This is a genomic window from Kribbella sp. NPDC031520 (genome assembly GCF_055580825.1).
This window is the reverse complement of record NZ_JBVIKS010000002.1, coordinates 261418-287516: the sequence shown is the minus strand read 5'-3', so window position 1 is coordinate 287516 and position 26099 is coordinate 261418. Positions and strand designations below refer to the sequence as shown.

General features: G+C 68.3%; 28 protein-coding genes. 18 read left to right on the top strand and 10 right to left on the bottom strand.

Translation table 11 applies throughout. The features are described 5' to 3' along the window. Positions 1 to 4: 4 nt before the first annotated feature. Entirely contained in the window at positions 5 to 1126 is a 1122-nt protein-coding gene (locus ACZ5BU_RS09985; RefSeq protein ID WP_465697264.1) for an alkaline phosphatase family protein, read from the top strand. Here the strand turns inward: ACZ5BU_RS09985 and ACZ5BU_RS09980 are convergent. Beyond that, positions 1123 to 2766 carry a S8 family peptidase gene (locus ACZ5BU_RS09980; protein ID WP_465697262.1) on the bottom strand — a complete coding sequence of 548 codons (1644 nt, stop codon included), beginning with the start codon at positions 2764 to 2766 and terminating at the stop codon, positions 1123 to 1125. The two genes, ACZ5BU_RS09985 and ACZ5BU_RS09980, sit on opposite strands and share 4 nt — an antisense overlap. Before the next feature lie 97 nt (positions 2767 to 2863). Between ACZ5BU_RS09980 and ACZ5BU_RS09975 the strand changes: the two genes are divergently transcribed. The 7 genes from ACZ5BU_RS09975 to ACZ5BU_RS09945 all read left to right on the top strand — a co-directional run bounded on the left by ACZ5BU_RS09975 (position 2864) and on the right by ACZ5BU_RS09945 (position 8540). Then, positions 2864 to 3517 carry a thymidine kinase gene (locus ACZ5BU_RS09975; RefSeq protein WP_465697261.1) on the top strand — a complete coding sequence of 218 codons (654 nt, stop codon included), beginning with the start codon at positions 2864 to 2866 and terminating at the stop codon, positions 3515 to 3517. After that, a complete protein-coding gene (locus tag ACZ5BU_RS09970) occupies positions 3514 to 4392 on the top strand; it encodes a sulfurtransferase (protein WP_465697259.1) in 879 nt (292 codons plus the stop codon). The genes ACZ5BU_RS09975 and ACZ5BU_RS09970 overlap by 4 nt, the downstream gene beginning before the upstream one ends. A 171-nt stretch (positions 4393 to 4563) precedes the next feature. After that, positions 4564 to 5619, top strand: a complete 1056-nt coding sequence (locus tag ACZ5BU_RS09965) for a DUF4185 domain-containing protein (protein ID WP_465697257.1) — start codon at positions 4564 to 4566, stop codon at positions 5617 to 5619. A gap of 52 nt (positions 5620 to 5671) precedes the next feature. Then, complete coding sequence (locus tag ACZ5BU_RS09960; protein WP_465697256.1) at positions 5672 to 6124, top strand: hypothetical protein; 453 nt, start codon at positions 5672 to 5674, stop codon at positions 6122 to 6124. Positions 6125 to 6199: 75 nt separating this feature from the next. Beyond that, a complete protein-coding gene (locus ACZ5BU_RS09955) occupies positions 6200 to 6994 on the top strand; it encodes a GAF and ANTAR domain-containing protein (RefSeq protein ID WP_465697254.1) in 795 nt (264 codons plus the stop codon). 178 nt (positions 6995 to 7172) lie between these two features. Next, complete coding sequence (locus ACZ5BU_RS09950; protein ID WP_465697252.1) at positions 7173 to 7763, top strand: GAF and ANTAR domain-containing protein; 591 nt, start codon at positions 7173 to 7175, stop codon at positions 7761 to 7763. Positions 7764 to 7805: 42 nt separating this feature from the next. Further along, positions 7806 to 8540, top strand: coding sequence for a GAF and ANTAR domain-containing protein (locus ACZ5BU_RS09945; protein ID WP_465697250.1), 735 nt, complete (start codon positions 7806 to 7808; stop codon positions 8538 to 8540). A gap of 275 nt (positions 8541 to 8815) precedes the next feature. Here ACZ5BU_RS09945 and ACZ5BU_RS09940 read toward each other — a convergent pair whose 3' ends face one another. Continuing rightward, positions 8816 to 9649: a DUF1206 domain-containing protein gene (locus tag ACZ5BU_RS09940; RefSeq protein ID WP_465697248.1), complete on the bottom strand. Its 834-nt coding sequence runs from the start codon at positions 9647 to 9649 to the stop codon at positions 8816 to 8818. 76 nt (positions 9650 to 9725) lie between these two features. Further along, on the bottom strand, positions 9726 to 9869 hold the full coding sequence (locus ACZ5BU_RS09935) for a GPGG-motif small membrane protein (protein ID WP_465697246.1): 144 nt from the start codon (positions 9867 to 9869) through the stop codon (positions 9726 to 9728). Positions 9870 to 10295: 426 nt separating this feature from the next. Here ACZ5BU_RS09935 and ACZ5BU_RS09930 point away from each other — a divergent pair, with 426 nt between their 5' ends. Next, on the top strand, positions 10296 to 10718 hold the full coding sequence (locus tag ACZ5BU_RS09930) for a low affinity iron permease family protein (RefSeq protein WP_465697244.1): 423 nt from the start codon (positions 10296 to 10298) through the stop codon (positions 10716 to 10718). Between the two features lie 110 nt (positions 10719 to 10828). Here the strand turns inward: ACZ5BU_RS09930 and ACZ5BU_RS09925 are convergent, their stop codons facing one another. The 4 genes from ACZ5BU_RS09925 to ACZ5BU_RS09910 all read right to left on the bottom strand — a co-directional run bounded on the left by ACZ5BU_RS09925 (position 10829) and on the right by ACZ5BU_RS09910 (position 12676). Then, a complete protein-coding gene (locus ACZ5BU_RS09925; protein WP_465697242.1) occupies positions 10829 to 11194 on the bottom strand; it encodes a hypothetical protein in 366 nt (121 codons plus the stop codon). 35 nt (positions 11195 to 11229) lie between these two features. Continuing rightward, the gene (locus tag ACZ5BU_RS09920) at positions 11230 to 11832 is read right to left on the bottom strand and encodes an Hsp20/alpha crystallin family protein (protein ID WP_465697240.1); all 603 of its coding nucleotides are present in this window, start codon (positions 11830 to 11832) and stop codon (positions 11230 to 11232) included. Positions 11833 to 11837: 5 nt separating this feature from the next. Then, complete coding sequence (locus ACZ5BU_RS09915) at positions 11838 to 12155, bottom strand: hypothetical protein (RefSeq protein ID WP_465697239.1); 318 nt, start codon at positions 12153 to 12155, stop codon at positions 11838 to 11840. Between the two features lie 107 nt (positions 12156 to 12262). Beyond that, positions 12263 to 12676, bottom strand: a complete 414-nt coding sequence (locus ACZ5BU_RS09910; protein ID WP_465697237.1) for a LapA family protein — start codon at positions 12674 to 12676, stop codon at positions 12263 to 12265. A gap of 121 nt (positions 12677 to 12797) precedes the next feature. Here ACZ5BU_RS09910 and ACZ5BU_RS09905 point away from each other — a divergent pair, with 121 nt between their 5' ends. The 8 genes from ACZ5BU_RS09905 to ACZ5BU_RS09870 all read left to right on the top strand — a co-directional run bounded on the left by ACZ5BU_RS09905 (position 12798) and on the right by ACZ5BU_RS09870 (position 21295). Then, on the top strand, positions 12798 to 13745 hold the full coding sequence (locus tag ACZ5BU_RS09905) for a tyrosine-type recombinase/integrase (RefSeq protein WP_465697235.1): 948 nt from the start codon (positions 12798 to 12800) through the stop codon (positions 13743 to 13745). A 353-nt stretch (positions 13746 to 14098) separates the two neighbouring features. After that, positions 14099 to 15490: an ABC transporter substrate-binding protein gene (locus tag ACZ5BU_RS09900; protein WP_465697233.1), complete on the top strand. Its 1392-nt coding sequence runs from the start codon at positions 14099 to 14101 to the stop codon at positions 15488 to 15490. A 3-nt stretch (positions 15491 to 15493) separates the two neighbouring features. Then, complete coding sequence (locus ACZ5BU_RS09895; protein WP_465697231.1) at positions 15494 to 16408, top strand: carbohydrate ABC transporter permease; 915 nt, start codon at positions 15494 to 15496, stop codon at positions 16406 to 16408. Further along, positions 16405 to 17286: a carbohydrate ABC transporter permease gene (locus ACZ5BU_RS09890; protein WP_465697229.1), complete on the top strand. Its 882-nt coding sequence runs from the start codon at positions 16405 to 16407 to the stop codon at positions 17284 to 17286. The genes ACZ5BU_RS09895 and ACZ5BU_RS09890 overlap by 4 nt, the downstream gene beginning before the upstream one ends. Beyond that, positions 17283 to 18158 (top strand): NAD-dependent epimerase/dehydratase family protein, encoded by an 876-nt coding sequence (locus ACZ5BU_RS09885; protein WP_465697227.1) that lies wholly within the window; start codon positions 17283 to 17285, stop codon positions 18156 to 18158. The genes ACZ5BU_RS09890 and ACZ5BU_RS09885 overlap by 4 nt, the downstream gene beginning before the upstream one ends. Beyond that, on the top strand, positions 18159 to 19424 hold the full coding sequence (locus tag ACZ5BU_RS09880) for an enolase C-terminal domain-like protein (protein ID WP_465697225.1): 1266 nt from the start codon (positions 18159 to 18161) through the stop codon (positions 19422 to 19424). Between the two features lie 57 nt (positions 19425 to 19481). Next, positions 19482 to 20741 (top strand): ROK family transcriptional regulator, encoded by a 1260-nt coding sequence (locus ACZ5BU_RS09875; RefSeq protein WP_465697222.1) that lies wholly within the window; start codon positions 19482 to 19484, stop codon positions 20739 to 20741. Beyond that, entirely contained in the window at positions 20738 to 21295 is a 558-nt protein-coding gene (locus ACZ5BU_RS09870; RefSeq protein ID WP_465697220.1) for a GNAT family N-acetyltransferase, read from the top strand. The genes ACZ5BU_RS09875 and ACZ5BU_RS09870 overlap by 4 nt, the downstream gene beginning before the upstream one ends. 28 nt (positions 21296 to 21323) lie before the next feature. Here the strand turns inward: ACZ5BU_RS09870 and ACZ5BU_RS09865 are convergent, their stop codons facing one another. Next, complete coding sequence (locus ACZ5BU_RS09865; protein ID WP_465697218.1) at positions 21324 to 22412, bottom strand: Gfo/Idh/MocA family protein; 1089 nt, start codon at positions 22410 to 22412, stop codon at positions 21324 to 21326. Positions 22413 to 22532: 120 nt separating this feature from the next. Then, entirely contained in the window at positions 22533 to 23972 is a 1440-nt protein-coding gene (locus tag ACZ5BU_RS09860; RefSeq protein ID WP_465697216.1) for an MFS transporter, read from the bottom strand. A 109-nt stretch (positions 23973 to 24081) separates the two neighbouring features. On the opposite strand from ACZ5BU_RS09860, the gene ACZ5BU_RS09855 reads away from it, so the two are divergent. After that, the gene (locus ACZ5BU_RS09855; RefSeq protein ID WP_465697214.1) at positions 24082 to 24654 is read left to right on the top strand and encodes a TetR/AcrR family transcriptional regulator; all 573 of its coding nucleotides are present in this window, start codon (positions 24082 to 24084) and stop codon (positions 24652 to 24654) included. Here the strand turns inward: ACZ5BU_RS09855 and ACZ5BU_RS09850 are convergent. Further along, the gene (locus tag ACZ5BU_RS09850) at positions 24651 to 26009 is read right to left on the bottom strand and encodes an MDR family MFS transporter (RefSeq protein WP_465697212.1); all 1359 of its coding nucleotides are present in this window, start codon (positions 26007 to 26009) and stop codon (positions 24651 to 24653) included. The two genes, ACZ5BU_RS09855 and ACZ5BU_RS09850, sit on opposite strands and share 4 nt — an antisense overlap. Positions 26010 to 26099 lie beyond the last annotated feature (90 nt).

Here is a 26099-nt window from a genome sequence, read left to right as displayed (position 1 = left end):
TGCCGTGATCGAGCCGGTTTCGCCGCAGTACGGCGGTGGCGCGCTCGCCGACGTCCTGCCGTCGGTGGCCGGCGCGCTGTCGGTGCCGGGGGAGTCCAACATCCTCGGCCTGCCACCCGCCTCCCGGTATGCCGTGCTGCTCTTCGACGGCCTGGGTTGGAACCTGCTCCAGCGGTACGCCGAAGCCGCGCCGTACCTGTCGTCGCTGGCCGGCCGGTCCTTGACCGCGGGCGTGCCGTCGACGACTGCGGTGAGCTTGACCAGCCTCGGTACGGGCCTGCCGCCCGGCGCGCACGGGATCGTCGGGTACACGTCGATCGTCCCGGAGACCGGCGCGTTGCTGAACGCGCTGCAATGGGACGCGCCGGTCGACCCGAGACTCTGGCAGCCACACGGGACGGTGTTCGACCGCGTCGCGGCCGCCGGGATTGCGACGCGCAACGTGAGCAAGGTGCGGTTCGAGAAGTCGGGGCTGACGGCGGCCGCGTTCCGCGGTACTGCGCATCGCGGCGCCGACACCGTCGAGGACCGGCTCGACGCGACGCGGTTCGCCAGTCGTGAAGGGCAGTCGTCACTGATCTACGTGTACGACTCGCAACTCGACTACATCGGCCACCAGCAGGGCTGCGACTCCTGGCAGTGGCAGAAGGAGCTGATCGCGGCCGACACCTTCGCCCAGCAGGTGCGGTCCGCGCTGCCACGCGACGCCGTACTGCTCGTCGTCGCCGACCACGGCATGATCGACGTCGCGCCCGAACATCGCGTCGACCTGGACGCCGAGCCCGCGTTGACCGACGGCGTCAGCCTGATCGGCGGCGAGTCCCGCTTCCGTCATCTGTACTGCGTACCGGGCGCGGAGGCCGACGTACTGGCCACGTACCGGCATCGCGTCGGTGACAAGGCGCTGGTGCTGTCACGGGCAGAGGCCGTCGACCGCGGGTGGTTCGGTGCGACCGTCGAGGACCGGGTCTCACCTCGTCTCGGCGACGTGATCGTCGCGGCACTCGGACCGATCGCCCTGGTTGCGAGCCGCCGACACGCGCAGGAAGCCGGGCTGATCGGCCTGCACGGCTCACTGACCGCCGACGAGATGGAAATCCCGCTGCTCGTCGACGCGGGGTACTAGAAACTCCAGACGCTCCACCAGAACGTGGTGGTCGCGGTCTTCGCCTCGCCGTCGCGGGCGGTCACGGTCACCTTGTAGCGGCCGGCGCCGGGGGCGAGTACGCCGGTGATCCAGCCGCGCGTCTTCTCGATCGTCAGACCGGGCGGAAGTCCGACGGCGGTGTAACTGATGTCGCCGGTGCCGCCGGTGCCCTTCATCAGCAGGGGGATCGCGGGGATGCCTCCCACGCCGAGCTGGTCGGACGGCTGGGTGACCGCGATCGCGCCTTGCGGCTGAGCGGGCGCGGCTCCAACCGCTTCGGCCGCGTCGACCAGACCCTCACCGTAGAACGAGTTGTTGCCCGCGGACCCGGTGCACTCACCCGCGCCCGCCGCCGGGCAGGCCAGGTCGTTGGCCTGCTGCGCCAGCTTCGCGCGGACCTGGGCCGGCGTCAGCTTCGGGTCGACGCTGCGGATCAGGGCCGCGACACCGGCGACGTGCGGCGACGCCATCGACGTACCGTCGAGCAGTTTGTAGCCGCCGCCCGGGACCGTCGAGTAGACCGCTTGGCCGGGCGCGGCCAGGTTGATCTTGTTCTCGCCGTAGTTCGAGAACGGGGACTTCAGGCTGTTCGGGTCGACCGACGCGACGACGACCACGGTCGGCAGCTCGGTCGGCAGGCTGAGGCAGTCGTTGGTGATCGGACGGTCGGCCGGGGTCGTGTCGTCGGGGCTGGTGTTGTCGTCGGTCTTGTTCGCCAGGTCGTAGTCCTCGTTGCCGGCGGCAGCCACGTTCACGACGCCTTTGGAGTCCGAGTACGCGACGGCGCGTCGTACCGCCTCGGCGATCGCGTCCTGGTCCTTGTCGCTCGGGCAGTTGAACAGCCACGGGTCGACGTAGTAGCTGTTGTTCGTCACCGATACGCCCTTGTCGGCCGCGAACATGAACGCGCAGACCGTGTTCTCCGGGAAGAACAGCTGGCTGCCCGGCTCCGCGATCCGGATCGACGCGACCTTCACGCCCGGCGCGACGCCGATCATGCCGACGCCGTTCTTCGCCGCGGCGATGGTGCCGGCGACGTGCGTACCGTGCTCACCGACCGGCCGCCACGCACCGGGCCGCGGGTCGACCTTGCCGTACGCGCAGGAGGCCGACCTGGTCGCGTCGAAGTTCGCCTTCAGGTCCGGGTGCTGGTCGTCGACGCCGGTGTCCAGGACGCCGACCGTGATGTTCTTCGACCCCGGGTTCTGCGCCCAGGCGCGGTCCGCGCCGATCTGCGTCATGTCCGTGCGGTCACCCTCGGGCTGGGCCGTCGCGACCTCCGGTACGGCAGCCGGGACCCCCGGGTTGGCCGCGTCGGCCGGGAGGTCCGACGTACGGGTGGCCCCGGCCTTCTGTACGCCGTCGACGCCGCGCATCTTGTCCGCGAAGTCGGTCGCCGTCGAGTGCGCGACGATCACCCCGATCGCGTCGTACGTCGCGTACACCGTGCCGCCGTTCTGGGTGACGGCGCCGGTGACCTTGCCGGTCTGGCCCGGATCGGTGATCACGAAGTACGCACGCAGCCCTGCCTCGATCCGCTCCGGGACCGCGGCGGCCGGAAGGGCGGCGGAGACGGCCAGCAGGCAGACCGCGAGAACGAGGAGGAGGGGTTTGCGCACGTTCCATTCAAACTGAACGGGGGCTCAGGAACCAAGCCACCCCTCCGACACACCCCGGAGTGCGCGCCGAGCCGTTGACTTGGCAGGATGATCGCCCGTGGCTGAGCTCCTGTACTTCACCGGCACCATGGACTGCGGCAAGTCGACACTCGCGCTGCAGATGGATCACAACCACAGGGCCCGTGGCCGGCTCGGGCGGATCTTCACCAGCCACGACCGGGCGGGGGATTCGGTGCTGTCGTCGCGGCTCGGGCTGTCCGCGGAGGCGGTCGAGGTGCGCGAGGAGTTCGACTTCTGGGACTACGTGGTCGGCGAGCTGACGCACGGCGGCCGGATCGACTACGTGGTGTGCGACGAGGCGCAGTTCTACAGCCCGCTGCAGATCGAGCAGCTCGCGCGGCTCGTCGACGAGTTGCAGATCGACGTGTTCTGCTTCGGGATCCTGACCGATTTCCGGGCGACGTTGTTCCCGGGTTCGGCCCGGCTGGTGGAACTCGCGGACCGGATGGAGCTGCTCCAGGTCGAGGCGTTGTGCTGGTGCGGTGAACGCGCCACGCACAACGCCCGTACGATCGGCGGGGAGATGGTGACCGAGGGCGAGCAGCTGGTGGTGGGTGACATGGTGACGCGTGACCACGAGCCCGCGTACGAGGTCCTCTGCCGCCGGCACCATCGGCGCCGCCTCACCCAGGCCCGCGCCCGCGCCACCCTGTCACCCGAGGTCCTGCCGTTCGGAGGAGCCGCTTCATGAGTCCGTTGATCACTGTTGCCGAGTTGCGTGCGCTGGAGCCCGCGCCGGTGCTTGCCGACATCACGTGGAACCTGGCGGGACCGCCCGGCAAGGAGGCGTACGACGCCGGTCACCTGCCCGGTGCGTACTTCGTCGACCTCGACACCGAGCTCGCCGCCCCACCCGGGCCCGGCCGCCACCCGTTGCCCGACGCAACCACCGTGACGGCGACGTTCGCGCGTCTCGGTATCACCGCGGCCGACACCCCGGTCGTCGTCTACGACGCCAACAACTCCATGTCCGCAGCCCGAGCCTGGTGGACCTTCCGCTACTACGGCCTCACCAACGTAAAGGTCCTGGACGGCGGCCTAGCAGCCTGGAAGTCATCCGGCGGAGAACTGACAACAACCGAACCCCCGCCAATTGTGCACACCGGCCCCAACACCAACTCCGCCGGTGCTGACGGGAGCACCGGCGAAGTTGTCGGCGGTCTCATTGCGACTCCTGGACACATTCCTGTGCTGGATGCGGATGGGGCTGCGGCGGTGGCTGCGAAGGGGATCTTGCTGGATGCGCGGGCTCCGGAGCGGTTCGCCGGTCAGGTGGAACCGATGGATCCGGTAGCCGGGCACATCCCCGGGGCCGTCAACGCGCCAACAGGAGCGAACGTCACCGAAAGCGGCCACTTCCGCCCGCCCGCCGACCTCCGCGAGAGGTTCACCGCCCTGGGCGTCACAGAAGACACCGAGGTAGCCGTCTACTGCGGCTCCGGCGTCACCGCCGCCCACGAAGCCCTCGCCCTGGAGTCCGCCGGCATCCCCGCCACCGTCTATATCGGCAGCTGGTCCGAATGGATCACCGACCCCACCCGCCCAGTAGCCACCGGCCCGAGCTGACCTACGCAACGTCTTTGTGCACGCACCAACCATCCCGAGCCCGTCCGGGTGGTTGGTGGGTGCACAAAGACGTCTGATCGCCCCTTGACTTTCTCGGCAGGGGTGCGGGATGGTGTGGCAGAAATCGATTTCCCATCAGTCCGCCCCCGTTGATGCTGGGAGTCACCACAGATGATGAAGCGATCCACGTTCCTCAAGGCCGCCGTCGGTGCCGGTGTGCTGGCCGCCGTACCGGGCCGCGCAACGGCGAGCACGCTGGCCGTGCTGACCAACAAGGTGGCCGATCTGACCGGGCCGGGATTGACGGACCGGTTCCGGATGGCGGCGACCGATCTCGGGATTCCGGCGCGGACGCCGGACGGGCGGTTGCTGTTCATGTTTGGAGACACCTTCGAGGACGCCTACGTCGGCGGCGGGTGGTGGCGTTCGCCGGTCGCACTGTGGTCCACGACCTCGGACCTGAGCACCGGCGTGAAGTGGTCCGGCGCGGTCGGGGGAGACGCAGCGCAGCAGCTCTGGTACTACCCGCACGACAACCCGACGTTCTCGACCGTACTGCCGTCCGACGTGATCACCATCGGCGGCTCGATGTACCTGCACGCGATGGTCAACAAGGGCCTCGGAAACGTCGTCTGGACGGAGATCTGGCGCTCTGACGACTCGGGCGCGAGCTGGTACCACACCGGCGCGAAGTTCGACCCGAACATCGACGGCGGGATGTTCCAGCTGCTCACCTGGGGTCTCGGGAACGACGGGTATGTGTACGTCTACTCGACCGGCTTCCAGCGGAACAAGCCGATCATCCTGAAGCGCGTCCGCCAGGAGCAGATCGCGAACCCGGGTGCGTACGAGCCCTGGGGCTACCGCGACGGCGTCTGGGCGTGGGGCAACCCCGCCACGCCGATCCTCGACGGCAGCTTCGGCGAGATGAGCCTGCGGCCGCTCGGCGGGAAGTGGGTACTGACCTGGTTCAACGCCGGCGACTACCGGATCGACGGCATGATCATGGACACGCCGACCTCGAACCTCTACACCGCGTACCGCCAAACGCTCATCTACGGCGGCGCGTGGGGCTCCGAGGACGACAACCACGTGGCCCAGTTGTACGGCGGTTACGTCATCCCCGGGTCGACCCTGTCGGACCTGCACCTGTCGGTCAGCCAGTGGAACACGAACGACGGCTGGCCGTACCGCGTGATGCAGTTCCGCGTCCGCGGTTTCGGCTAGAGCTCGAGCACCATCGTGTCGGACGTACCGACCACGCCGTCACCAGGCCTGGTTGTTCTTCCCCCTGTTGTTGCTCGAGGCACTCAACCGGCAGGTTTCCAGCGTCCGTGCCCTGCTGAAGCCGGGCATCCGGGCGAGAACCACAGAGATGGCTCTGCTCGGCGTCCATCTCTGCGGTTATGCCGTCTTGCTGTTCACCACGATGACCTGGCTGCAGGCGAGCGTGTTTCTCGTGATCCACCAGGGGTTGCTCGGGGTATATCTCGCGGAAGATCGCCGCCGGATGAAGGAAGGCCGGGTTCGCGGCGCCCAGATGCCCGGCGGCCGGCCAGACCTTCCTCCGCGGGAGCGTTCGGGCGGGCTGGACAGCGAGGCAGTTCCGTCCGTTGCGCTCGGCCTGGGGACGCAGCACGACTGGGCGTTCGAACCTGCTGTACGGCGAGGGACTTCAGTGGCGCTGTGGGTGCGGATTGGCGGTATCGTTCGAGGTGTCACACACCGCTGAAATTCGGAGCGGCGTGTTCGGCTGCCCTAGACCCGGCGGCGCTCCACTGGAGTGTTATTGCAGGGAGTCGGGCCCATGTCTGTCATACGCGCTGCGGATCATCAGCCCCTTGCGGCTGACAGTTACCGTCCCAGTTCAAGTTTGCCGGCGACGGCGGTCGTGGTCGCTGCCGGGTTCGCGCAGTTAGCGGTGGGGCTGTACGACGCGGCGAGCATGGCCACGACGGTGGATCGGGTCCTGGAGTACGCGCTGCGCGCCCCCGGATGCGACTGCGCCGGAGTTGTCCTGATTCAGCCCGGGAAAGATCTGCAGACGGCCGGTGTCACTGACCGGCGGGTGGAGCAGGCTGACCAGCTCCAGCTGGAGTACGCCGAGGGGCCTTGTGTCGCGGTCAGCAGCGAGCACGACAGCGTCTTGGTCTGTGACACCGTCGTCGACGCGCGGTGGCCGCGCTGGAGTCCAGGGGTGGCCGAGCTGGGTCTGCGCAGTGTGCTCACTGTCTGGCTGTGCACTACCCGGTCGACATTGGGCGCGCTCAACCTCTATCGGACCAGTCCGGACCAGTTCACCGCCACCGATGACGCCGCCGCGCGCCTGCTCGCCCTGCACGCCGCCGTCGCGATCGCGACCGTCCAGCACGCGGCGACACTGGCACAGGCAGTGGGGTCCCGCACGATCATCGGCCAAGCCCAAGGGCTGTTGATGGAACGCTACGCGATCAACGCCGACCAAGCCTTCGCAGTATTGCGTCGCTATTCGCAAGACAACAACATCAAGCTCCACATCGTGGCCAACGAGCTGGTCACCACCCGCCGGCTTCCCACCAGGCCACCACCCGGCGCCGCCGATCGATCCCCAGTGATCAGCTGATCGGCGGGTCGGCCTTGGTTCGCGATCCGGAGCGGGAGGGCGGTGTGGGCAGGTGTCATCGTTGCGGGTTCGGCAGATCCTGGCCGACGTCACGGCCGGCGAGGGGGGCGGACTCCCCGGCCGGCTATGCCTTGCCTGTGCCGTGGCGATACCGGTCAGTGGAGTGGGGTTGGCATTGATGACCGCGACCGGCCACGGCGGCACCATCACGGCCACGGACGGGCCGGCCGCGGTGATGGAAGATCTCCAGGCGACCCTCGGCGAGGGCCCGTGCGTGGACGCCTCGCACTACGGGCAGCCGGTGCTGCAGTCCGACCTGGCCGCCACCGGGCCGTCGCGGTGGCCGGGCTTCACCGCCGCCGCTCTCGAGGCAGGTATCGGTGCCGTGTTCGCGTTCCCACTGCAGGTCGGTGCGATCCGGCTGGGAATGCTCGATCTGTACCGCGACACGACCGGTCCGCTGAACAGGTCCCAGTTGGCCGAGGCGCTGGCCTTCGCCGAGGCGGCCACCACGATCTTGTTGTACCTCCAGGACACGACCGCACCGGGCCAGCCGCTGCACCCCGAGCTGGCGGAGGCCGTCGACAGCCGCCGTGAGATTCATCAGGCGACCGGGATGATCACGGCGCAGGCCGGCATCGGGCTAGCTGACGCCCTGCTGCGTCTCCAGGCCCACGCCTACAGCAGTGAACGTCCACTGATAGACGTGGCCAGGGATGTGGTCGCCCGGAAGTTACGTTTCGCGCCCGAAGACGATCATCATGAATAGACACCACCCGGACACGGCGATCCCGTCAGGAAGGAGAGTGCCATGAGCAGGCAGCAGCGACTGGCCGGCGTGTTCGTCGAGCTCGCAGACACCCTCGTCGCAGGATTCGACGTCATCGACTTCCTGCACACGCTGACCGAACGCAGCGTCGAACTGCTGCAGGCCGACGCCGCCGGTCTGATCCTGGTCGACCCGCAAGGCCAGCTGCAGGTGGTGGCCTCCACTACAGACCAGACCCGGGTGCTGGAGCTGTTCGAGCTGCAGAACTCCGAAGGCCCTTGTCTGGACTGCTTCACCACCGGGCAGCCGGTCGTGAACGTCGACCTGGCCGAGGTGCAGGCCCGCTGGCCGCGCTTCCAGGCGGCGACCACCGCGGCCGGTTTCCGCTCCGTGCACGCCCTGCCGCTGCGGCTGCGCGGTCAGGTGATCGGGGCGATGAACCTGTTCTGCCGGGACCAATCCAACCTCAGCAACGACGACATCGCGGTCGGCCAGGCCCTGTCGGATGTCGCCACCATCGGTCTGCTGCAGGAACGCACAGTCCGTCACGGCGAGCTCGTCGCCGAACAACTCCAGGGTGCGCTGAACAGCCGCATCCTGATCGAACAGGCCAAAGGAGTATTGGCTGAGCGAAGCGGGGTTGGGGTGGACGCGGCGTTCGCCGTGCTGCGCGCCTACGCGCGGCGCAACGGGCGCCACCTCAGCGCGGTCGCCGCCGCGGTGATCGACGGCTCCCTGGATTTGTCCCTGTCGCAGTCCATCGAGCACAGCAAGTAGCGACAGTCTTCGAGCAGCTACTGCTGTGGCTCCCAGCCCGGCCCCAGAAGCTGGTGTCTAGTTGAGAAGAACACGAGCAAACCCCATCGCCGCCGCTCGGTACGGCGGATTGTTGTCTGAAGCCCCGACATTGGGGCACTGGGTCAGTCATGGTGGCCGGCTCCCCGGAGGGTAGGCCACTCAGGCCCCGGCGTTGAGAATCACAGCGTCGGGGTCGAGCTGTTGGCGGCGCTGACGGTGGCGATCGTGATCGACGCTCGATCTGCTACTCGGGGTCAGTGTTTGGCGTTGCGGGACCAGACGAAGCAGTAGACGCCGAAGCTGGCGATGCCCAGTGCGGTCAAGGTGAGGAGTACCCGGCCGTAGGGCTGATCGCGCAGCGTGCGTAGCGCGGGGTCGAGGCCGCCGGCCTTGCTCGCGTCATGGGCGAGCGCGGCCCAGCCGAACAGGGCGCCGACGATGCCGAGCGCGACACCCTTGGCGGCGTAGCCGGAGCGACCGAGGGCGACGGTGCCCGGCCCGACGCCACTGGTCAGGTCGTCGGTGAATTTCGCGGTGGCCGCCTTGTAGAGGTGGCGGGCACCGATTGCGAGGATCGCCAGCCCGACGGCGGCCACCAAGACGCGGCCGAACGGCGCAGCCATCAGCTTGGCGGTCGCGGATTTCTCATTGCCGCCGTTCGAGGATCCAGTGGCCGTCATGGCCGCGCTGAGGCCGAGCGCAAGGTAGACCACCACGCGCCCGACCGACGACAACTGCTTGCCGACCCGTTCCTTGCCGTGCTTGTCGCGGTGCCCGACCGCGGCCTCGACGACCTGCCAGATCACCAGCGCGAACAGGCCGACCGCGACCACCCACAGGAGTACACCGCCGAACGGCTTGCCGGCGAGCTCCTGTAACGCGCCCTGTTGGGAGGCCTTCTCGTTGGTGCGTCCCCACGCCAACTGGCCGGCGATCCACGCAATCATAAGGTGCACCACGCCGTAGGCGATCAGGCCGACAGTGACCAGGCCCCGGTAGATGCTGCTGCGCTGCGCCCAGCCGCCAACCTGTTCGGCCTTGTCGCCCGCGGTCCGCGCCGCGCCCGTGGCAACCTCAGGGGAAGTCATTTCACATCGCTCCTAACGCCCCGTTCCAAACGCCGGCTGACGAGCGTCCGCCGCGAACACTCGTCAGCGCAGGGACTCAGGTGAACAGGCTCACGCCGCCCGGGCCGACCAGCAGCCCGACGATGATGAGGACGGCGCCCAGCACGAACTGACGACGCACGAGCGACACGACCCCGGCGATCACCAAGATCACCGCGATGATCCAGAGCACAGTGCCCATGGTTGTTCTCCTTGTCTGGTAACCGGACCCTCGCTGAGCCCGGGTCAGGCGCCGCCGGCCGGGCGGCGGCGCTCCCGACAGAGGTTCGACACCCCGCAGCGTCGACCTGGAGTTCCCGTTGCCGGGACCTCATCAGATCCGCGGCCGTCCATGCGGGCGTGGCAGGCCGGTTCGCGGCATCGAGAAGGGAGGTGCGGTTCCCGGGGAGGATGAGGCGAGGACCGCCCGGTGTTGTCGGCCAACGGACCATGCAGGAACCCCACCCCTTGCGATAGCACTCCACGGAGTGCAGCCGGGGTCTGGGGCAACTGGCCCACGCAGGCCGACTTCAGTCGCCTGCGTGGTGACTCCAAGCTACTCCCGTTCCGCAGCGTTTGACCGGCCGGAGTGACGCGCATTTCCGTGCAGCGGGGCGAAGATGCCGATATGACACCAACCGAGCACCAGATCGCTGCGAATCCACCACACATGCCCTCCGACGTCACCGGCAAGGTCGGCATCTTCGACCGGTTCGCCACCCGTGCCTCGCAGGTCGCCTCGCGGGCCTGGTTCTTCGCAGGCTGCGTTCTGGTAGTGGTGATCTGGGCCCCGACCTACCTGCTCGTTGGCAGCATCGACACCTGGCAGCTCATCATCAACACGCTCACCACGATCGTCACGTTCCTGATGGTGGCGCTGTTGCAGAACAGCCAGACCAGAGCCAACCAAGCAGTGCAGGACAAGCTCAACGCGATCGCCGACGGACTCGCCGACCTCATGACCGCGACCGCCGAGAAGTCACCGCAGTTGCATGACGAGGTCGCCGAGCTCCGCAAGGCGGTTGGCCTGGAGGACCGGGAAAGATCCTGACTGCCATCCACGGCAGGCCTCGGCCGCCAGGCACCGAGCACGATCAGGTCAGCAACGCGGCGCCAGGGCGCACCATGGGGTGCGAAGGGCGCTTCAGCCCGGGGCCGCGCCTATGGGTTGGCAGGCCGCTGCGTCGACGGATCCGGTGGGGCATCAGCCTGATCGGCAGCGGAGTTGTCGGCAGCGCTGTCTTGGCCGGCGCGTTCGGTGGCTGTGGTCGGCATGGCGTCGACCTGGTGGCGTAGCTCTTGGACCTCCCTGCGGCGGCGGTAGCCGCGGCCCATGCCTTTCTTGAGCAGCCAGAGTCCGAGGACCAGCACGGCCGCGGTTGCGGCGCCGGCCAAGAAGACGCCCGCCACGGTGACGCCGAGGCCGGCGCCGAAGACCTCGAGAGTCGCGTCGTCGGCGGACGAGGCGGCCACGCCGAAGCCGAACGCCACGGCGACGGCAATGAGGATGAGTCCGACCACAATCATGGCTACCGGCCTCCCGGAATCGATGCGGTTCCCGCTCACCCGGCCTCGGGTGGCGGGTCGCCGGCTGGGTTGCCTCCGGTCGCGTTCGGCGCATCTGTCGATGACGCCGCTGGTGGCGGGTCGCTGATCTCGATGCGGCGACCTTCGGCGGCTTGGGCCTTCGGAGCGTGGACGGCGAGGACGCCGTCGGTCAAGGTGGCCTCGATCTTGTCGCCGTCGACGGCGCCGGGCAGGGTGACGGTGTGGTCGAACGGTCCGGTACGGCGGGCCTGCTGGTGCAGGATGCCGGTCCGTTCCCGGTCTGCGACCTCGCCGTGCAGGGTAAGCCGGCGGTCGTTCCACTCGAGGACAAGGGTGTCGCGTGGCACGCCGGGCAGGTCGATCTCGACCAGGTAGGCGTCGTCGGTCTCCTCGATGTCGACCGGGGACCGCCACGAGCGCAGGTCGACGTCCTCGGCCAGGTTGCGCATCAGCTGGTTCATCCGCCGATAGAGGACTTCGAGGTGGGCCAACGGTTCGCTCGGCAGCCAGCGCATCGGTTGACCCGCCCGGTCCTGGCCGGCTGCCTCTTCCTGGTCGTGCCCGGAGGGCTGGTCCGGTTGGACGGGCCTGATGTGGCGTCGGGTTGGTCGCGCCATGATGGTCACCTCTTCTGTGGATGTTCGGAGCCGTCCGTCCCTGACGCGAGGTCTGGCGCTGCGCGGGTCGCCTCGCCGGGTTTCGGTTGCGCCGCCGGCTGGTCGCGGGGTTGTCGTGCGGGGATGCTGGGTCGGCGGACCCGGGCGGCGTTGATCCAGACCAGGTATCCGTGGCAGTCGATCAGCACTTGGGAGCCGCGGCGGCCGGCTCGGACGGCATGGGCCTTCGCGGTCAGCCACCGGCCACCGAGCAGCACCTGCACGCGCACAGGGCCGGTCGCCGTGGGCCGCTGCGCGCTACGTTGGCTGCTGTTGTCCGACACCGCGACGCCTCCCTCGCCGTTGGAGTTGGGATCCTGCGCGGGCCGTGTTCCGATCTGCGCTACCCCCGGGCCCGCACCGTCGGCCGGCCCAAGGACCAGGAGCCTGCTCAGTGACGTTGCCGGCGGTCGCGGACGAGCCGGCGCAGCTGGGTTACCCGCGCGGTGCCGACCACCATGGCGACGATGCCGACGCCGACGCCGGCGATCAGCAGGGCCAATGCGAGTGGCACGGACCCGTTCATCCACAGGAAGCTGACTTCGACGCGACGGGTGTTTTGCAGCATGAACACGATCAGCACCACGAGCGTGAGCGCGGCGGCGCAGATCCCGACCCAGGTGGCACCCATGCGGGTGCGAGGCACCGGACCCGGCGAGGGCGCTGGTGCCGGCTCGGTCGAGGCCGCCGGCTCGGTCGAGGCTGCGGGCGTGGGGATCGTGGCGGGTGTTGGATCCGCGGCGGCCGGTTCAGCAGGATCCGCCGGCGTCTTCGGTGATTTCCGGGTGCGGTGCAAGACGGACATGGCGTCTTCCTCGCGGGAGCCGGTGTGGCTGGACACCTCGGGGGTGGAGTGTCGTCGTTCCGGACAACCCCCAATTCTACGCCGGTTCAGAGAACATGGATTCTCTAATACGATCGGCCCGGTGGCTTCAGAGAACAAGGCGCCCGCCCGGCGGGGTCGGAGGCCGACGCCGCTGCCGGAGGCGTTGGCGCCGGTGCTCGAGCAGTACGCCGCAGCACTCGGCCGGGCGGACCTGACCGCCCAGGGCCGGCGCACCTACTTGTCGAGAGTGCGGATGTACCTGGCGTGGCTGGGCGATGCCGTCGTCGACGGCGATCCGCTCACCGACCCGGCCGCGGCTGCGTGGGCCGCGCGGGACTACAAGGCCTACCTGTACGGCACGCTGAAGCGGGCCCCGGCCACCGTGAACGGAGCACTGGCAGCCGTGTCGGACCTGGCCATCCGGCGCGGCCTGGGCAAGCTCGACGGCGACCAGGTCGCCCGCGTCGACCTGCCCGCGGCTCGGGCACCGAAGGCCCTAACGGGCCGCGACGATCTGCGCTGGCAACGAGCCGCCCAGGCCGCTCCGGTCCGTGACCGGGCACTGGCGACGGTGCTCCGGCTGGCCGGGGCCCGGATCGCCGAGGCGGTCGGCCTGGACCTGGACGACCTGCTCACCACCCAGCGGCGCCGCCGGCTGCGGATCCGCGGCAAAGGACGCAAACAGCGCAGCATCCCGGTCCACGCCGACCTTGGAACCGCACTCGACGCCTGGGTGGCCGAGCGGCGCACCTGGCCCGGCGCCGACACCAACCCGGCCGTGTTCCTCAACCGGACCGGCGGCCGGTTGTCGGCCCGGTCGGCCGACACCATCATCGCGGGCATCGCCCGCATCGCCGGCCTGACAGACCTCGTCACCCCGCACGTGCTGCGACACTCCTTCGGCACCGACCTGGTCCGTGGCGGCACCGACCTGGTCACCGTCGCCGAACTCCTCGGCCACGCCTCACTGGACGCGACCAGGCTCTACACACTGCCCACCGACGACGACCTCGACGCCGCAGTCGCCCGACTCACCGTCGACCGCTGACCCACTTCGACCCCAAGCAGCCAATACTTGTCGGTTCGGGCCAGCTTCGGGAGTACCGGGCCTACCAAGGCGTCCCGTCCCAGTTACAGGCCTCCAGCAACATCTCCATCAAGAACGGAAAGTCGGCCGCAGCCGCCGGTCGCAGATGCATGTCCCCATCCTCACGGCCAGGACTCGCTGCTTCCATCCGTTGACGCTGTCCGGCGCCGGTAGGTTCGACGTTGCGAAAGCGTTATCGCTGGTGGGGTGGATGACGTCTTGAGTTAGTAACACGCTTGGTTTAACTTACTCGGGACCTGGCCGGTGTGTGGCTCAGAGCACATCGGCGGTATCCGGAAACCTGAGGAGTTCCGATGATCAGAGTGCGCAGGTGGGGCCGGTCGGGGACCGCCCTGGGGGTTGCCGGGCTGATGCTCGCGGCGGGCTGTGCGAAGGGGACGGACCCGGCGTCGTCCGGCGGCGGTACCGGGGCCGTGGACGAGAAGGCGCCCGTCACGATCACGATCGGGGACCGCCCCACCCCGGACAAGCCGAACGACCTGAAGGCCTTCAACCAGAAGGTCGAGGACTTCATGGCGAAGTACCCGAACATCACGGTGAAGTCCACCGAGACCAGCTGGCAGGCGCAGACCTTCCAGGCGCAGGTCGCAGGCGGCACGCTGCCGACCGTGATGAGCATCAGCTTCACCGAGCCGGCCAACATGATCCCGAACAAGCAGCTCCCGGACATCACCGACGAACTGAAGCTGGTCGACCTGACCAAGGACCTGAACCCGAACGTGCTGAAGATCGTCCAGGACGCGAACGGCCGGATCTACGGCGTTCCGGTGGACGTGTTCTCGGTCGGCCTGGCCTACAACCGGAACCTGTTCAAGCAGGCCGGCCTGGACCCGGACAAGCCGCCGACGACCTGGGACGAGGTCCGGCAGTACGCCAAGCAGATCGCGGAGAAGACCGGTAAGGCGGGCTACGCGCAGCTGACCACGAACAACACCGGTGGCTGGATGCTGACGACGATGACGTACAGCATGGGCGGCACGGTCGAGAGCCAGGACGGCAAGAAGTCCACGTTCAACGACGCGCCGACCAAGAAGGCGCTGCAGCTGCTGAAGGACATGCGCTGGACCGACAACTCGATGGGCAGCCGGTTCCTGTACAACCAGGAGGAGGTCCGCCAGGACTTCGCGGCCGGCAAGATCGGCATGGTCCTGCAGGCGCCGGACGCCTACGACATGAGCGTGAAGCAGTTCGGTATGAAGCCCGCCGACTTCGGCGAGGGCGCCCTCCCGCAGGACGGCGGTCCGCACGGCACGCTGACCGGTGGTTCGCTGAAGATGATCAGCCCGAAGGCGACCAAGAACGAAATCGTCGCGGCGCTGAAGTGGATCAAGTTCGACCAGTTCGACAAGTACACGAACCAGGCTGCGGCGGTGGCGGACGCGAAGAACTCGATCGCCGACAAGGGCTTCGTCGGCCGGCCCGGTATCACCCCGCTGAGCGAGTCGACGTACGACCAGTACAACAAGTGGCGTGAGCCGTACGTGAACGTACCGGTCAAGCAGTTCCAGGGCTACATCGACTCGACCACGTCGCTGAAGCTGCTGCCCGAGCCGTCGAACAAGGGCCAGGAGGTCTACTCGCTGCTCGACCCGGTGGTCCAGCAGGTGCTGACGAAGAAGGATGTGGACATCGACAAGCTGGTCAGCGATGCCGCCTCGAAGGTCGACGCGCGTCTGGCGCGGTAACCCATGTTCCAGCAACGAACACAGACGTCGAGCCGGAGCGTTACCACCTGGTACCGCTCCGGCGGGCTCAGCAGCATCTTCTTCGCCCTGCCCCTGGTACTGATCTTCCTGTACTTCTCCTGGGGCCCGATCGTCCGCGGTCTGGTCCTGAGCTTCCAGAAGAACAACCTGGTCCAGGCACCGGAATGGGTCGGCTGGTCGAACTTCAGCTACGTACTGACCGACCCGCAGCTCCCGCAGGCCGCTCTCAACACCTTGTACTTCGCGGCGCTGGCACTGGTCTTCGGTTTCCCGGTGCCTTTGTTCCTGGCCGTGTTCGTCAGCGAACTGCGCAAGGCCGGCTGGCTGTACAACGTGCTGTCGTACCTGCCGGCCGTCGTACCGCCTGTGGCCGCGATCCTCCTGTGGACGTTCTTCTACGACCCCAGCGGCGCGGGCGTGTTCAACGCGATCCTCGGCTGGTTCGGGATCGGCCCGTTCGCGTGGCTGAACTCGCCGACGCTGGCGATGCCGGCGATCGTGCTCGAGGCGACCTGGGCCGGTGCCGGCGCGACGTCGATCATCTACCTGGCCGCGCTGACCGGCGTCCGCACGGAGCTGTACGAGGCGGCCGAGCTGGACGGGGCCGGCATCTGGCGCCGGGTCTGGCACGTCACGCTGCCGCAGATCCGCGGAATCATCCTGATCATGATGCTGCTGCAGCTGATCGGGACGTTCCAGGTGTTCACCGAACCGTTCCTGTTCACCGGCGGCGGCCCGAACAACGCGACCACGACCGTACTGCTGCTGATCTACCGGTACGCGTTCATCAACGGTGACTTCGGCGCCGCGACCGCGCTCAGCGTGCTGCTCGCGCTGGTGCTGTGCGTGCTGTCGGCCGTCTACCACCTTCTGACCCGGCGTTGGAGCGTCACGTGAGTCAAGAACGCGGCATCATCTCCACGGCCGACCGGAAAGTTTCGCTGATCCGGTACGGCTTGCCCGCGATCCAGGTACTGCTGTTCATTGGCCTGGTGATCGCTGGTGTCGGGCCGCTGTTGTGGCTGCTCAAGTCCGGCGTCTCGACCAGCCAGGACATCCTCAGCGGCCCGATGCAGCTGTGGCCGTCGGGGATCCAGCTGAAGAACATCCCGGACGCGTGGAACCGGGTGCAGATCGGTGCGTACCTCGGCAACACCGCGTTCATCGCGATCGGCTCGATGCTCTCGACGCTGTTCGTGTGTACGACGGGCGCGTTCGTGCTGAGCATCCTGCGGCCGAAGTGGGGCCCGTTCGTCACCGGCGCCGTACTCGCGACGCTCTTCCTGCCCGGCGTCATCTCGCTGGTACCGCTGTACATGACGGTGCTGAAGCTGCCCCTGCTCGGGATCAGCCTGCAGAACACGTTCTGGGCGGTGTGGCTGCCGTCCGCGGCCGGCGCGTTCAACGTACTGGTCATGAAGCGGTACTTCGACGCGATCCCGCGCGAGCTGATCGAGGCGGCCCGGATCGACGGGGCGAGCAACCTGCGGTTGTTCACCGCGCTGATCCTGCCGCTGTCGAAGCCGATCGTGGGCGTCGTCGCGCTGCTGACCGTGATCGGTTCGTGGAAGGATTACCTCTGGCCGCTGCTGGTCCTGCCGGATCCACGCCTGCAGCCGATCTCGGTCGCCCTGCCGAGAGTGCAGAAGACCACGGAGATCTCGCTGCAGATGAGCGCGCTCTTCCTCGCGGTGCTGATCCCGGTGGTCCTGTTCTTGCTGTTCCAGAAGCAGTTCCTGCGCGGAGTCGGAATGTCCGGAGGCATCAAAGAGTGAGTGAACTGAACGGCCGGCGGGTGCTGGTCACGGGGGCCGCAGGCCGGATCGGGCTGGTCACGGTCGAACACCTGAACGCGCTCGGTGCGAAGGTGACTGCCCTGTCGAACGTCGAGCACCCGGACCTGAAGGCGGACCGGGTGCTGATCGGCGACACCCGGTCCGAGGCCGACGTCGCGCGGGCGCTCGAGGGGGTGGAGTATGTCGTCCACCTGGCGGCTCTGCCGCATCCCTCGGCCGGTTCGCCGTACGAGGTGTACACGATCAACGTGGCGTCGACGTTCAACGTGCTCGCGCAGGCCGGTGCCCTGGGCATCGACCGGGCCGTGATCGCGAGCAGCATCAACGCGACCGGCGTCCCGTTCAACCCGCACGAGATCCGGCCGGCGTACTTCCCGTGGGACGAGAAGGCGCCGAGCGACGTCGGCGACTGGTACTCGCTGTCCAAGCAGAACGACGAGAACACCGCACGGATGGCGTGGCGCCGGTGGGGGATCGACGTGGTCTCGTTCCGGTTCCCGCACGTGAACTCGCCGGACGTGCTGGAGCGGATGGCGGAGAACGTCCGGCGGAAGCCGGACACCGGTATGCGTGAGGCCTGGAGCTACCTGGACACACGCGACGCGGCGTACGTCGTGGAGCTCGGGCTGACGGCCCGGTTGTCCGGGGCCCAGACGTTCTTCGTTGCCGCAGGCACCACGCTCGCGCCGTACCGGACCGAGGACCTGCTGGACCGGTACATGCCTGAGGTGCCGCGGCTGCGTCAGTTCGTCGGCCGTGAAGTTCCGCTCGACCTGACCGCAGTACGTACGGTGCTGGGCTTCCAGGCCCGGCACGAACTCGACCTACCCACACTTTCCCTGGAGCTCTGAATGGCTCAGCACAGTCCGACGAACTTCGACCAGCCGTGGCCGGTACGCGACGACCTCCGGATCCGTTCGGTGAAAGCGATCGTCACCGCGCCACAAGGCATCCCGCTGGTGGCGGTCAAGATCGAAACCACCGAACCGGGTCTGTACGGGCTCGGCTGCGCGACCTTCACGCAGCGCTGGAAGGCGGTGCAGGCGTTCGTCGACGAGCACCTCGCGCGGCTGCTCGTCGGCCGCTACCCGGGCGACATCGGTGACCTCACGCGGCTCGCGTCGTACTCCGGTTACTGGCGCGGCGGACCCGTCACCAACAACGCGATCTCCGGGATCGACCAGGCGCTGTGGGACATCGCCGGCAAACGCGCCGGGATGCCGGTGTACGAGCTGCTCGGCGGGAAGGTGCGCGCCGCCGCGGACACGTACATTCACGCCAGCGGGCAGACCATCGAGGACACGATCACGCACGCGCAGAAGCTGATGGGGCAGGGCTGGCGGCACATCCGCCTGCAGGTCTCGACGCCGGGCGGCGGTGGGTACGGCGCTCCGCAGACGCCGACGCTCTACCCGGACGCGCCGTACCGCAACGGCTGGTCGGCGCGCGACTACCTGCGCACCACGCCCGAGCTGTTCGCGCAGGCGCGGCAGGCGCTGCCGGACAACATCGAGCTGCTGCACGACGTGCACTCGCGGCTGACGCCGAAGGAGGCGATCATCCTCGCGCGGTCGCTCGAGCCGTACGGCCTGTTCTTCCTGGAGGACGTGCTCGCGCCGGAGAACTGGGACCGCCTGCCCGAGGTACGCGCCGCATCGCCGGTACCGCTTGCGATCGGTGAGCTGACCACGTCGATGAACGACGCGATCCGGCTGATCCGCGACCACGGCGTGGACTTCATCCGCTCCCACGTCTCGGACATCGGCGGGCTGACGCCGGCCCGCAAGCTGGCGGATCTGGCCGAGCTGTGCGGTGTCAAGACCGCCTGGCACGGCCCGGGCGACACATCGCCGATCGGCGCCGCGGCGAACGTCGCGCTCGACGTCACTTCCGTTGCCTTCGGCATCCAGGAGGGGCACATCTACAACGACGCGACGCACGAGGTCTTCCCGGGCACGCTGCGGATCGAGGACGGCTGGCTGCGTCCGAACGACGCCCCGGGCTGGGGCATCGACCTCGACGAGGACGCGGCGGCCCGCTATCCGGCGGAGCTGTCCGGTCACGACGAGTGGGCGGCCGGCGTACGCCGGATCGACGGAGCCCTTGAAGCACCGTAAGCGCCTTGGTTCGGCAGTACGATCACGGCCAGTGCGGAACGACATGGGGAGGTCGAGATGAGCGAATCGGTCGAAGGGCTGGTACGGCGCGCCGGCGCGAACCAGTACGACCTGGGCTCGTTCAACGAGGCCGTGATCATCGAGACCATCCGGCTGGCCGGCATCATCAGCCGGACCGAGATCTCCCGCCGTACCGGCCTCACCCAGCAGTCGGTATCGCGGATCCTGCGCATCCTGCTCCAGCAAGGCCTGCTGGTGGAGGAGGCGCAGGAGCGCGCCGAACGGCTCGGCAAACCGCGTACACCGGTGCGGCTGCGATCGAACGCGGCGCACGCGGTCGGGATCCATGTCGATCCCGAGTTGCTGACGGTCGCGGTGGTCGACCTGGACGGGAAGATCGTCCGGCGTGAGACCGTCGACCTGCCGGAGGACCTCGGGGCCGGGAGGCTCGTCGACCTCACCGCGGCGACGGTGACCGCGGCGCTGAGCATCAGCCAGGTGGACCTGGAGTCGATGCTCGGCGTCGGCGTCGCCGTACCAGGTCCGATCGACGCGGACGGGTCGCTGCTCGCGCTGCCGTTGCAGCCGGCCTGGCGCGGGCTGAAGATCCGGCAGTTGCTGCAGGAACGGTTGAACCATCCGGTGCTGGTCGAGAAGGACGGTACGGCGGCCGCGATCGGTGAGCGCTGGATCGGGAGGTCGGCGCGGGCGCGGGACTTCGCGTACCTGTACCTCGGTACCGGCGTCGGGACCGGGCTGTTCCTGAACGGGGCGATCTATCGCGGTCGTACGTCGAACGCCGGCGAGTTCGGTCAGGTCGCGGCGTTGCGCGTGGGGGAGTGGGACGCCGAGAACGGGCCGCGGATGCTGCCCGAGTGCAACCCGACCGCGTCGCTGCCGGTGATCGCGGCGGAGTTCGGCTACGTCGAGACGGATCCGGGAGCGACCGACGAGGCCACACGGTACAAGGCGGTCTGCCACGCGGCGGCCGCCGGGGACGAGGCCGCGGTGCGGGCGGTACGGCAGGTGGCGCAGGTGATCGGGCAGGGCGCGGTCGGGCTCGTGGACCTGCTCGACCTCGACCTGGTGGTGCTCGGCGGGCCGGCGTTCGGGAAGGAGATCTCGGAGATTTTCCTGGCCGAGATCGAGCGTGCGGTGAACGCGCATCCGGTGGCCCGCGAGGCCCGGCCGGTCGCAGTCGAGGAGTCGATGCTGCACAAGGACGCGGCCGCGGTCGGGGCGGCGTCGACGATCTTCCACGACGCGTTCACCCCTCGGGTGTCAGGCTCTAGCCAGGCCCGTAGGCTGCCCAAGTGATTGAACCCCGCCCGCTGACGCCGGACGTCGAGCTCCGGATCGCGACCATCGACGACGCTCCCGCCCTGGCCGACGCACAGGTTCTGAGCCGCGAACACTTGCGGCGTTGGGAACCGGTGCGTACCGAGAAGTGGTTCACGACGGCCGGCCAGGTCGAGCGGATGAACTACCAGCTCGAGCGGTACAAGAACAGCCAGGTGGTCCCGTGGGTGCTCGCCTCAGGATCCCGCATCGTCGGCGCAATCACCTTGAGCGACCTGGTTCCCGGCCCGTTCCGCAGCGCCAGCCTTGGCTACTGGGTCTCTGTCGACTCGATCGGCCAAGGCCTGGCAACCCGCGCCGTCGAAGCCGTCGCCGAGATCGCCGACACCCAGCTGAAGCTGCACCGCATCGAAGCAAGCACGCTCACCGGCAACGTCGCGTCCCAGCGGGTCCTGGAACGCACCGGTTTCCAGCAGATCGGCATGGCCCCGACATACCTGCACATCGACGGTTACTGGCAGGACTGCAACCTCTACCAACGCATCCTCAACAACCGCGAACCCGGCGCCTGACGCGGCCGAGCTCGCGGGAAAGAGGCGGCTAGTTCGGCGGCAGGCCGATGCCTCGGGACACGTCCACGTCGTCGTAGCGGCCCTCCAGTACGTCGATGAACTTCACCGGGCGCTGGAGGGTGGACGCGATGTAGACGGCTCGTACTGTTGCGAGCGCGTCGATGGCGTCCTGGACGCCGATCGCGGGAGTGCTGCCGTTGGCGATGGCGCCGAGGATGTCGGCGTACTGCGCCCTGTGGCCGCCAGGGTCGCCTACGTCGACGGGCTGGTCCTTCGCCTGACCGTCGAGGTTGAGGCGGGACAGGAGGTCGTCCTCGACCTCGGCGCCGCCTTCGGTGCCGTGGACAGAGACACGCGTGCGGCCGCCGGGGAAGGCTGCGGTGGTTGCGTGGAGCGTACCGACGGCGCCGTTCTCGAAGGTCAGCGTCGCGACCACCGTGTCCTCGACCTCGATCGCATGGTGCGCCGCCCGCAGCGCCTGCGCCTGGATCGTCACCGGCCGGCCCATGAACCACAGCATCAGGTCGACGGTGTGCACGCCCTGATTCATCAGCGCGCCACCTCCGTCCTGCGCCCACGTACCACGCCAACCCGCGGACGCGTAGTACTCGTCGCTGCGCCACCAGGCCACCGAAGCGACCGACGACGTCAACTGCCCGAACCGCCCAGCGTCGATCGCCTGCTTCACCACCGCGCTCCCGGCGTCGAACCGGTGCTGGCTGATCACCGAAGCGACCACCCCGTTGTGCGCGGCACGCTGCGCCGCCGCGCCGAGCCGCCGCGCCCGGACCAGGTCGACATCGAGCGGCTTCTCGATCACCACGTGCTTCTTCTCGTTCAGCGCCTGCTCGGCCAGCGCCGCGTGCGTACCGCTCGGGGTGCAGACCGCGACGAGCGAGACGTCCGACCCACTCAGCGCCGCGGTCAGGTCCTCGAACAGCTTCGGTTCCGGCTGGCCGAGTTCGACCAGCTGGTCGCGGAGCGATTCACGGGCCGCGGCGTCACTGTCCACCAGGGCAGTGACGATCGCGTCCGGCCGTTCCGCGACGGTCTTGGCGTGGGTGCGGCCGATGATGCCGCACCCGACGATCGCGACCTGCTGTTGTGTGTCAGCCATCTCGCTCCTACTCGAAGTTCGCGGTCCAGTCCCGGAAAACGCTATCCGATCTTGGCGCCGCAGTCACGGGTACCAGCGCGCCGACCTCGTACGGGCGGATAAGTTAAACCAAGCGTGTTACTAATTCAAGACTCTGCGTATCGACTCGCCGGCCGTTTCCGGATCGGCTGAAGGCCGCGTGGCTTGCGCGTTCCTGGACTTCGCGATCCACAGACCGGTGAACACTGCGGTGGCCAGGGTGACGGCACCGGCTGCGAGAAAGGCGCTGTTGAGGCCTGCCTCGAACGAGGCACCGTCGGATTGCCGGGTCCGCACGATGGCTCCGAGTATCGCCACACCGAGCACTGCGCCGATCTGCCGGGTGGTGCTGCTGATGCCCGATGCCAGGCCGCCTTCCTGCGGGCTGACTGCCTGGATGGCGGCACCCGTCAGTGGGGACATGGTCAGGGCGAAGCCGACGCCGACCAGTCCGAGGCGCCACCACACATTCGCGTAGCCGGTGTCGGCATGGACCATGCCGAGTGCCAGGAGACCCGGACCGGCCAGGGCAAGACCGGTGGTCACGACGCCGCGGAAGCCGTACCGGGCGGCGAGCCTGCCCGCGTACGGGCTGACGATCACCATGGCGAGAGATGTCGGGAGGGTCTGCAAGCCGGCGCGCAGGATCGAGCTGCCCTGGACGTAAACGAAGAACTGGGAGAAGAAGAAGGACGAACCCATGAGCGCGAACCCGACCACGACCATGGCCGTGTTGGACACGCTGAACGGTCGCTCCCGGAACAGCCGCAGCGGCAGCATCCGAGCGGAACGCCGTGCCTCGACGGCGACGAAGGCCGCGAGCAGGAAGCCGCCGGCGGCGAAGCTGCCGAGGATCAGCGCCGACGTCCAACCACGGGCGCCACCTTCGATGAGTCCGTACGTCATCGCCCCGACCCCCAGCACGGACAGCACGGTCCCCGGGACGTCGATCGCGGGAGCGCCCGGATTCCTCGTTTCGGCAAGGCTGCGAAGGCCGACGAGGAGAAGGATCGCGCCGATCGGGAGATTGACCAGGAAGATGGCGGACCAGCCGAACGCCTGGGCGAGCACGCCGCCGGCCACGGGACCTGCGGCCAAGCCGATTCCGCTGAAGCCGGCCCACAGACCGATCGCCTTGACTCGTTCTTGTGGCACTGGATAAGCACTGGCGAGCAGGGCCAGCGAGGCAGGGCTCAGTGCCGCGGCCCCGATGCCCTGCAGCACCCGGCCGGCTACCAGCCAGCTGACCGATGGGGCGAGACTGCACACCAGCGACGCGATGGTGAAGATCGCAACGCCGATCAGATAGACCCGCTTGCGTCCGAACCGGTCAGCCAGGACGCCGCCGGTCAGCAGCAGCATGGCGACGAGCAGGACGTACGCGTCGACGATCCACTGCAGACCTGTCAGCTGGGTGTGCAGCCGGTGCTGCATGTCGGGCAGCGCTGCTCCGACGATCGTGTTGTCGAGCAGGACCATGAACTGGCCAAGGCACGTCACCGCAAGCAGCACAGCCCGGTTCGGTCGGCTGTTCTCAGCCACAGAGATTCCTCTCAGTCGTCAAGACTCTTAATGCAGTCGATGACTGCGTTAACGACTGTAGGGACGAAGGTCCACAAACGCAAGTGACACCTGCGTTAAGCTGGGAAGCATGAACGAGCGAGAGCGCGCCCGGCGACCCGGCGGACGCAGTGCCCGCGTCGGCGCGGAAGTACATCGGGCCGTCACCGATCTGATCAGCGAGCGCGGCTACGGGAACTTCACCGTCGGCGACATCGCCGCTCGTGCGGGCGTGGCCGACAGCAGCATCTACCGCCGGTGGGGAAGCCTGGAAACCCTGCTCGCCGACGTGGCGCTCACCCGCCTAGACACGCAGTCACCGATGCCCGACACCGGGAGCCTGGACGGCGACCTGCGCACTTACGCGGCCCAGGTGGCCCGCGAGATCACCGGGCCGGACGGTCTGGCCTTGCTCCGCCTCGCTATCGCCTTGTCGAGTACTGGTCCACAGGGTCTGCGGGCGCGTGACGACGTTCTCGCCGAACGCGCTCGGCAACTGCAATCCATGCTCGATCGTGCCGCCGAACGGGGGGAGCCCGCACCCGATGCGTTGGGCGTACTGGACCACGTCATGGCCCCGATGTACATCCGTGTCCTGTTCGGTTTGGAGCCGCTGACTCCGGACTACATCGACGGGTTGGTCGACCGGTTGCTGCAGGGTTAGCGGGATCGCTGCCCCAGGAACAGTGCAGGGACTGCGGCGATCATGGTGAAGGCGACGGCCCAGCCGAAGCTGTGTGCATAGGCCGCGGAGATCGTGTGGCTGCGCAGTTGGCTTTGCAGTACGACCGCCAGCGTTGCCGCGCCGAAAGCGCCTCCGAGTTGCTGCATGATCCGGGTGGTGCTGCTCGCGTGCGGGATCTGCGCCGGTTCGAGATCGCGGAACGCGCCGACCATGACCGCGAGGTTGACCGCACTCAGCCCGGCGCCGCGGATCACGAGTGCGATCGCGAGCAGCCAGTACGACGTACCGCTGAACGCGAACGGGATCGTGCCGAGCGTGGTCAGTACGATGCCGATCAGGATGATCGGGCGCGGGCCGTGGCGATCCGTGAGGCCGCCGGCGATCCTCGCGATCAGGCTGCCGATGCCCTGCGGTACGAGCAGCAGGCCGGCCGCCGTGACCGTCTCGCCGCGGGCCTGCTGGTAGAACAGCGGCAGCAGCAGCATCGCGCCGTACAGACCGAAGCCGGTGAGGAACAGCAGCGCGGTCGACGCGGTGAACGACCTGGTGCGGAACAGCGCAAGGTCGATCAGCGGCTCGGCGACACGTCGCAGGACGAAAGCCGCGAGCAGGACCACGCCGAGCGCGATCGGGATCAGTACGGCGGCGTGCCCGAAGCCGTGGTCGCCGACCTGGCTGAGGCCGTAGATGATCGCGGCGAGCGCGGGGGAGACCAGCAGTAGACCGGTGACGTCGAGGGCGGCGGCGGTCGGCGCGGGGTCGGGCTCGAGGGTGCGTACGGCGAGAACGATCGCGGCGAGGCAGATCGGGACGTTGACGTAGAAGATCCACCGCCAGTCGAGGTGACCGACGAGAACGCCGCCGATCACCGGGCCGAGGATCGGGCCGACCAGCGCGGGCAGCGTGACGACGGCCATCAGCCGGCCGATCCGTTCGCGGCCGGCCGCGCGCAGCAGGATGGTCTGCAGGATCGGCAGCATCAGCCCGCCGCCGGCGCCCTGGATCACGCGGAACGCGATCAGCGAGCCGATGTTCCACGCGATCCCGCACAGCATCGACCCGGCCAGGAACAGCGCCAGCGCGACGATCCACATCCGCTTGGCGCCGAACCGGTTCGCCGACCAGCCGGTGATCGGTACGGCCATCGCGAGCGCCAGGAGGTACGCCGTACTGACCCACTGAACGGTGGCGACCGAGGTGTGCAGCTCGACGCCGAGGGTGTGGATCGCGACCGTGACGATCGTGCTGTCGAGCAGCGGTGCGAGCGCGCCGAGCACGAGGACGGCGGCGAGTTTGAGAACCGACCGGTCGAGCCGGTCCGTCTGGATGGTCATCCGGGAGTCTCCTTAGAGACGTAACGTCTCTTACGGATTTCAGGGTAAGCTCGGATCGTTAAGAGACGCAAGGTCTCTTCTGGAGGATTC

Coding starts and splice junctions, on each gene's coding strand:
- ACZ5BU_RS09970 (WP_465697259.1), top strand. CDS start 3,514: ATGAGTCCGTTGATCACTGTTGCCGAGTTGCGTGCGCTGGAGCCCGCG.
- ACZ5BU_RS09965 (WP_465697257.1), top strand. CDS start 4,564: ATGATGAAGCGATCCACGTTCCTCAAGGCCGCCGTCGGTGCCGGTGTG.
- ACZ5BU_RS09955 (WP_465697254.1), top strand. CDS start 6,200: ATGTCTGTCATACGCGCTGCGGATCATCAGCCCCTTGCGGCTGACAGT.
- ACZ5BU_RS09950 (WP_465697252.1), top strand. CDS start 7,173: ATGACCGCGACCGGCCACGGCGGCACCATCACGGCCACGGACGGGCCG.
- ACZ5BU_RS09945 (WP_465697250.1), top strand. CDS start 7,806: ATGAGCAGGCAGCAGCGACTGGCCGGCGTGTTCGTCGAGCTCGCAGAC.
- ACZ5BU_RS09940 (WP_465697248.1), bottom strand. CDS start 9,649: ATGACTTCCCCTGAGGTTGCCACGGGCGCGGCGCGGACCGCGGGCGAC.
- ACZ5BU_RS09935 (WP_465697246.1), bottom strand. CDS start 9,869: ATGGGCACTGTGCTCTGGATCATCGCGGTGATCTTGGTGATCGCCGGG.
- ACZ5BU_RS09930 (WP_465697244.1), top strand. CDS start 10,296: ATGACACCAACCGAGCACCAGATCGCTGCGAATCCACCACACATGCCC.
- ACZ5BU_RS09925 (WP_465697242.1), bottom strand. CDS start 11,194: ATGATTGTGGTCGGACTCATCCTCATTGCCGTCGCCGTGGCGTTCGGC.
- ACZ5BU_RS09920 (WP_465697240.1), bottom strand. CDS start 11,832: ATGGCGCGACCAACCCGACGCCACATCAGGCCCGTCCAACCGGACCAG.
- ACZ5BU_RS09910 (WP_465697237.1), bottom strand. CDS start 12,676: ATGTCCGTCTTGCACCGCACCCGGAAATCACCGAAGACGCCGGCGGAT.
- ACZ5BU_RS09900 (WP_465697233.1), top strand. CDS start 14,099: ATGATCAGAGTGCGCAGGTGGGGCCGGTCGGGGACCGCCCTGGGGGTT.
- ACZ5BU_RS09895 (WP_465697231.1), top strand. CDS start 15,494: ATGTTCCAGCAACGAACACAGACGTCGAGCCGGAGCGTTACCACCTGG.
- ACZ5BU_RS09880 (WP_465697225.1), top strand. CDS start 18,159: ATGGCTCAGCACAGTCCGACGAACTTCGACCAGCCGTGGCCGGTACGC.
- ACZ5BU_RS09875 (WP_465697222.1), top strand. CDS start 19,482: ATGAGCGAATCGGTCGAAGGGCTGGTACGGCGCGCCGGCGCGAACCAG.
- ACZ5BU_RS09865 (WP_465697218.1), bottom strand. CDS start 22,412: ATGGCTGACACACAACAGCAGGTCGCGATCGTCGGGTGCGGCATCATC.
- ACZ5BU_RS09855 (WP_465697214.1), top strand. CDS start 24,082: ATGAACGAGCGAGAGCGCGCCCGGCGACCCGGCGGACGCAGTGCCCGC.
- ACZ5BU_RS09850 (WP_465697212.1), bottom strand. CDS start 26,009: ATGACCATCCAGACGGACCGGCTCGACCGGTCGGTTCTCAAACTCGCC.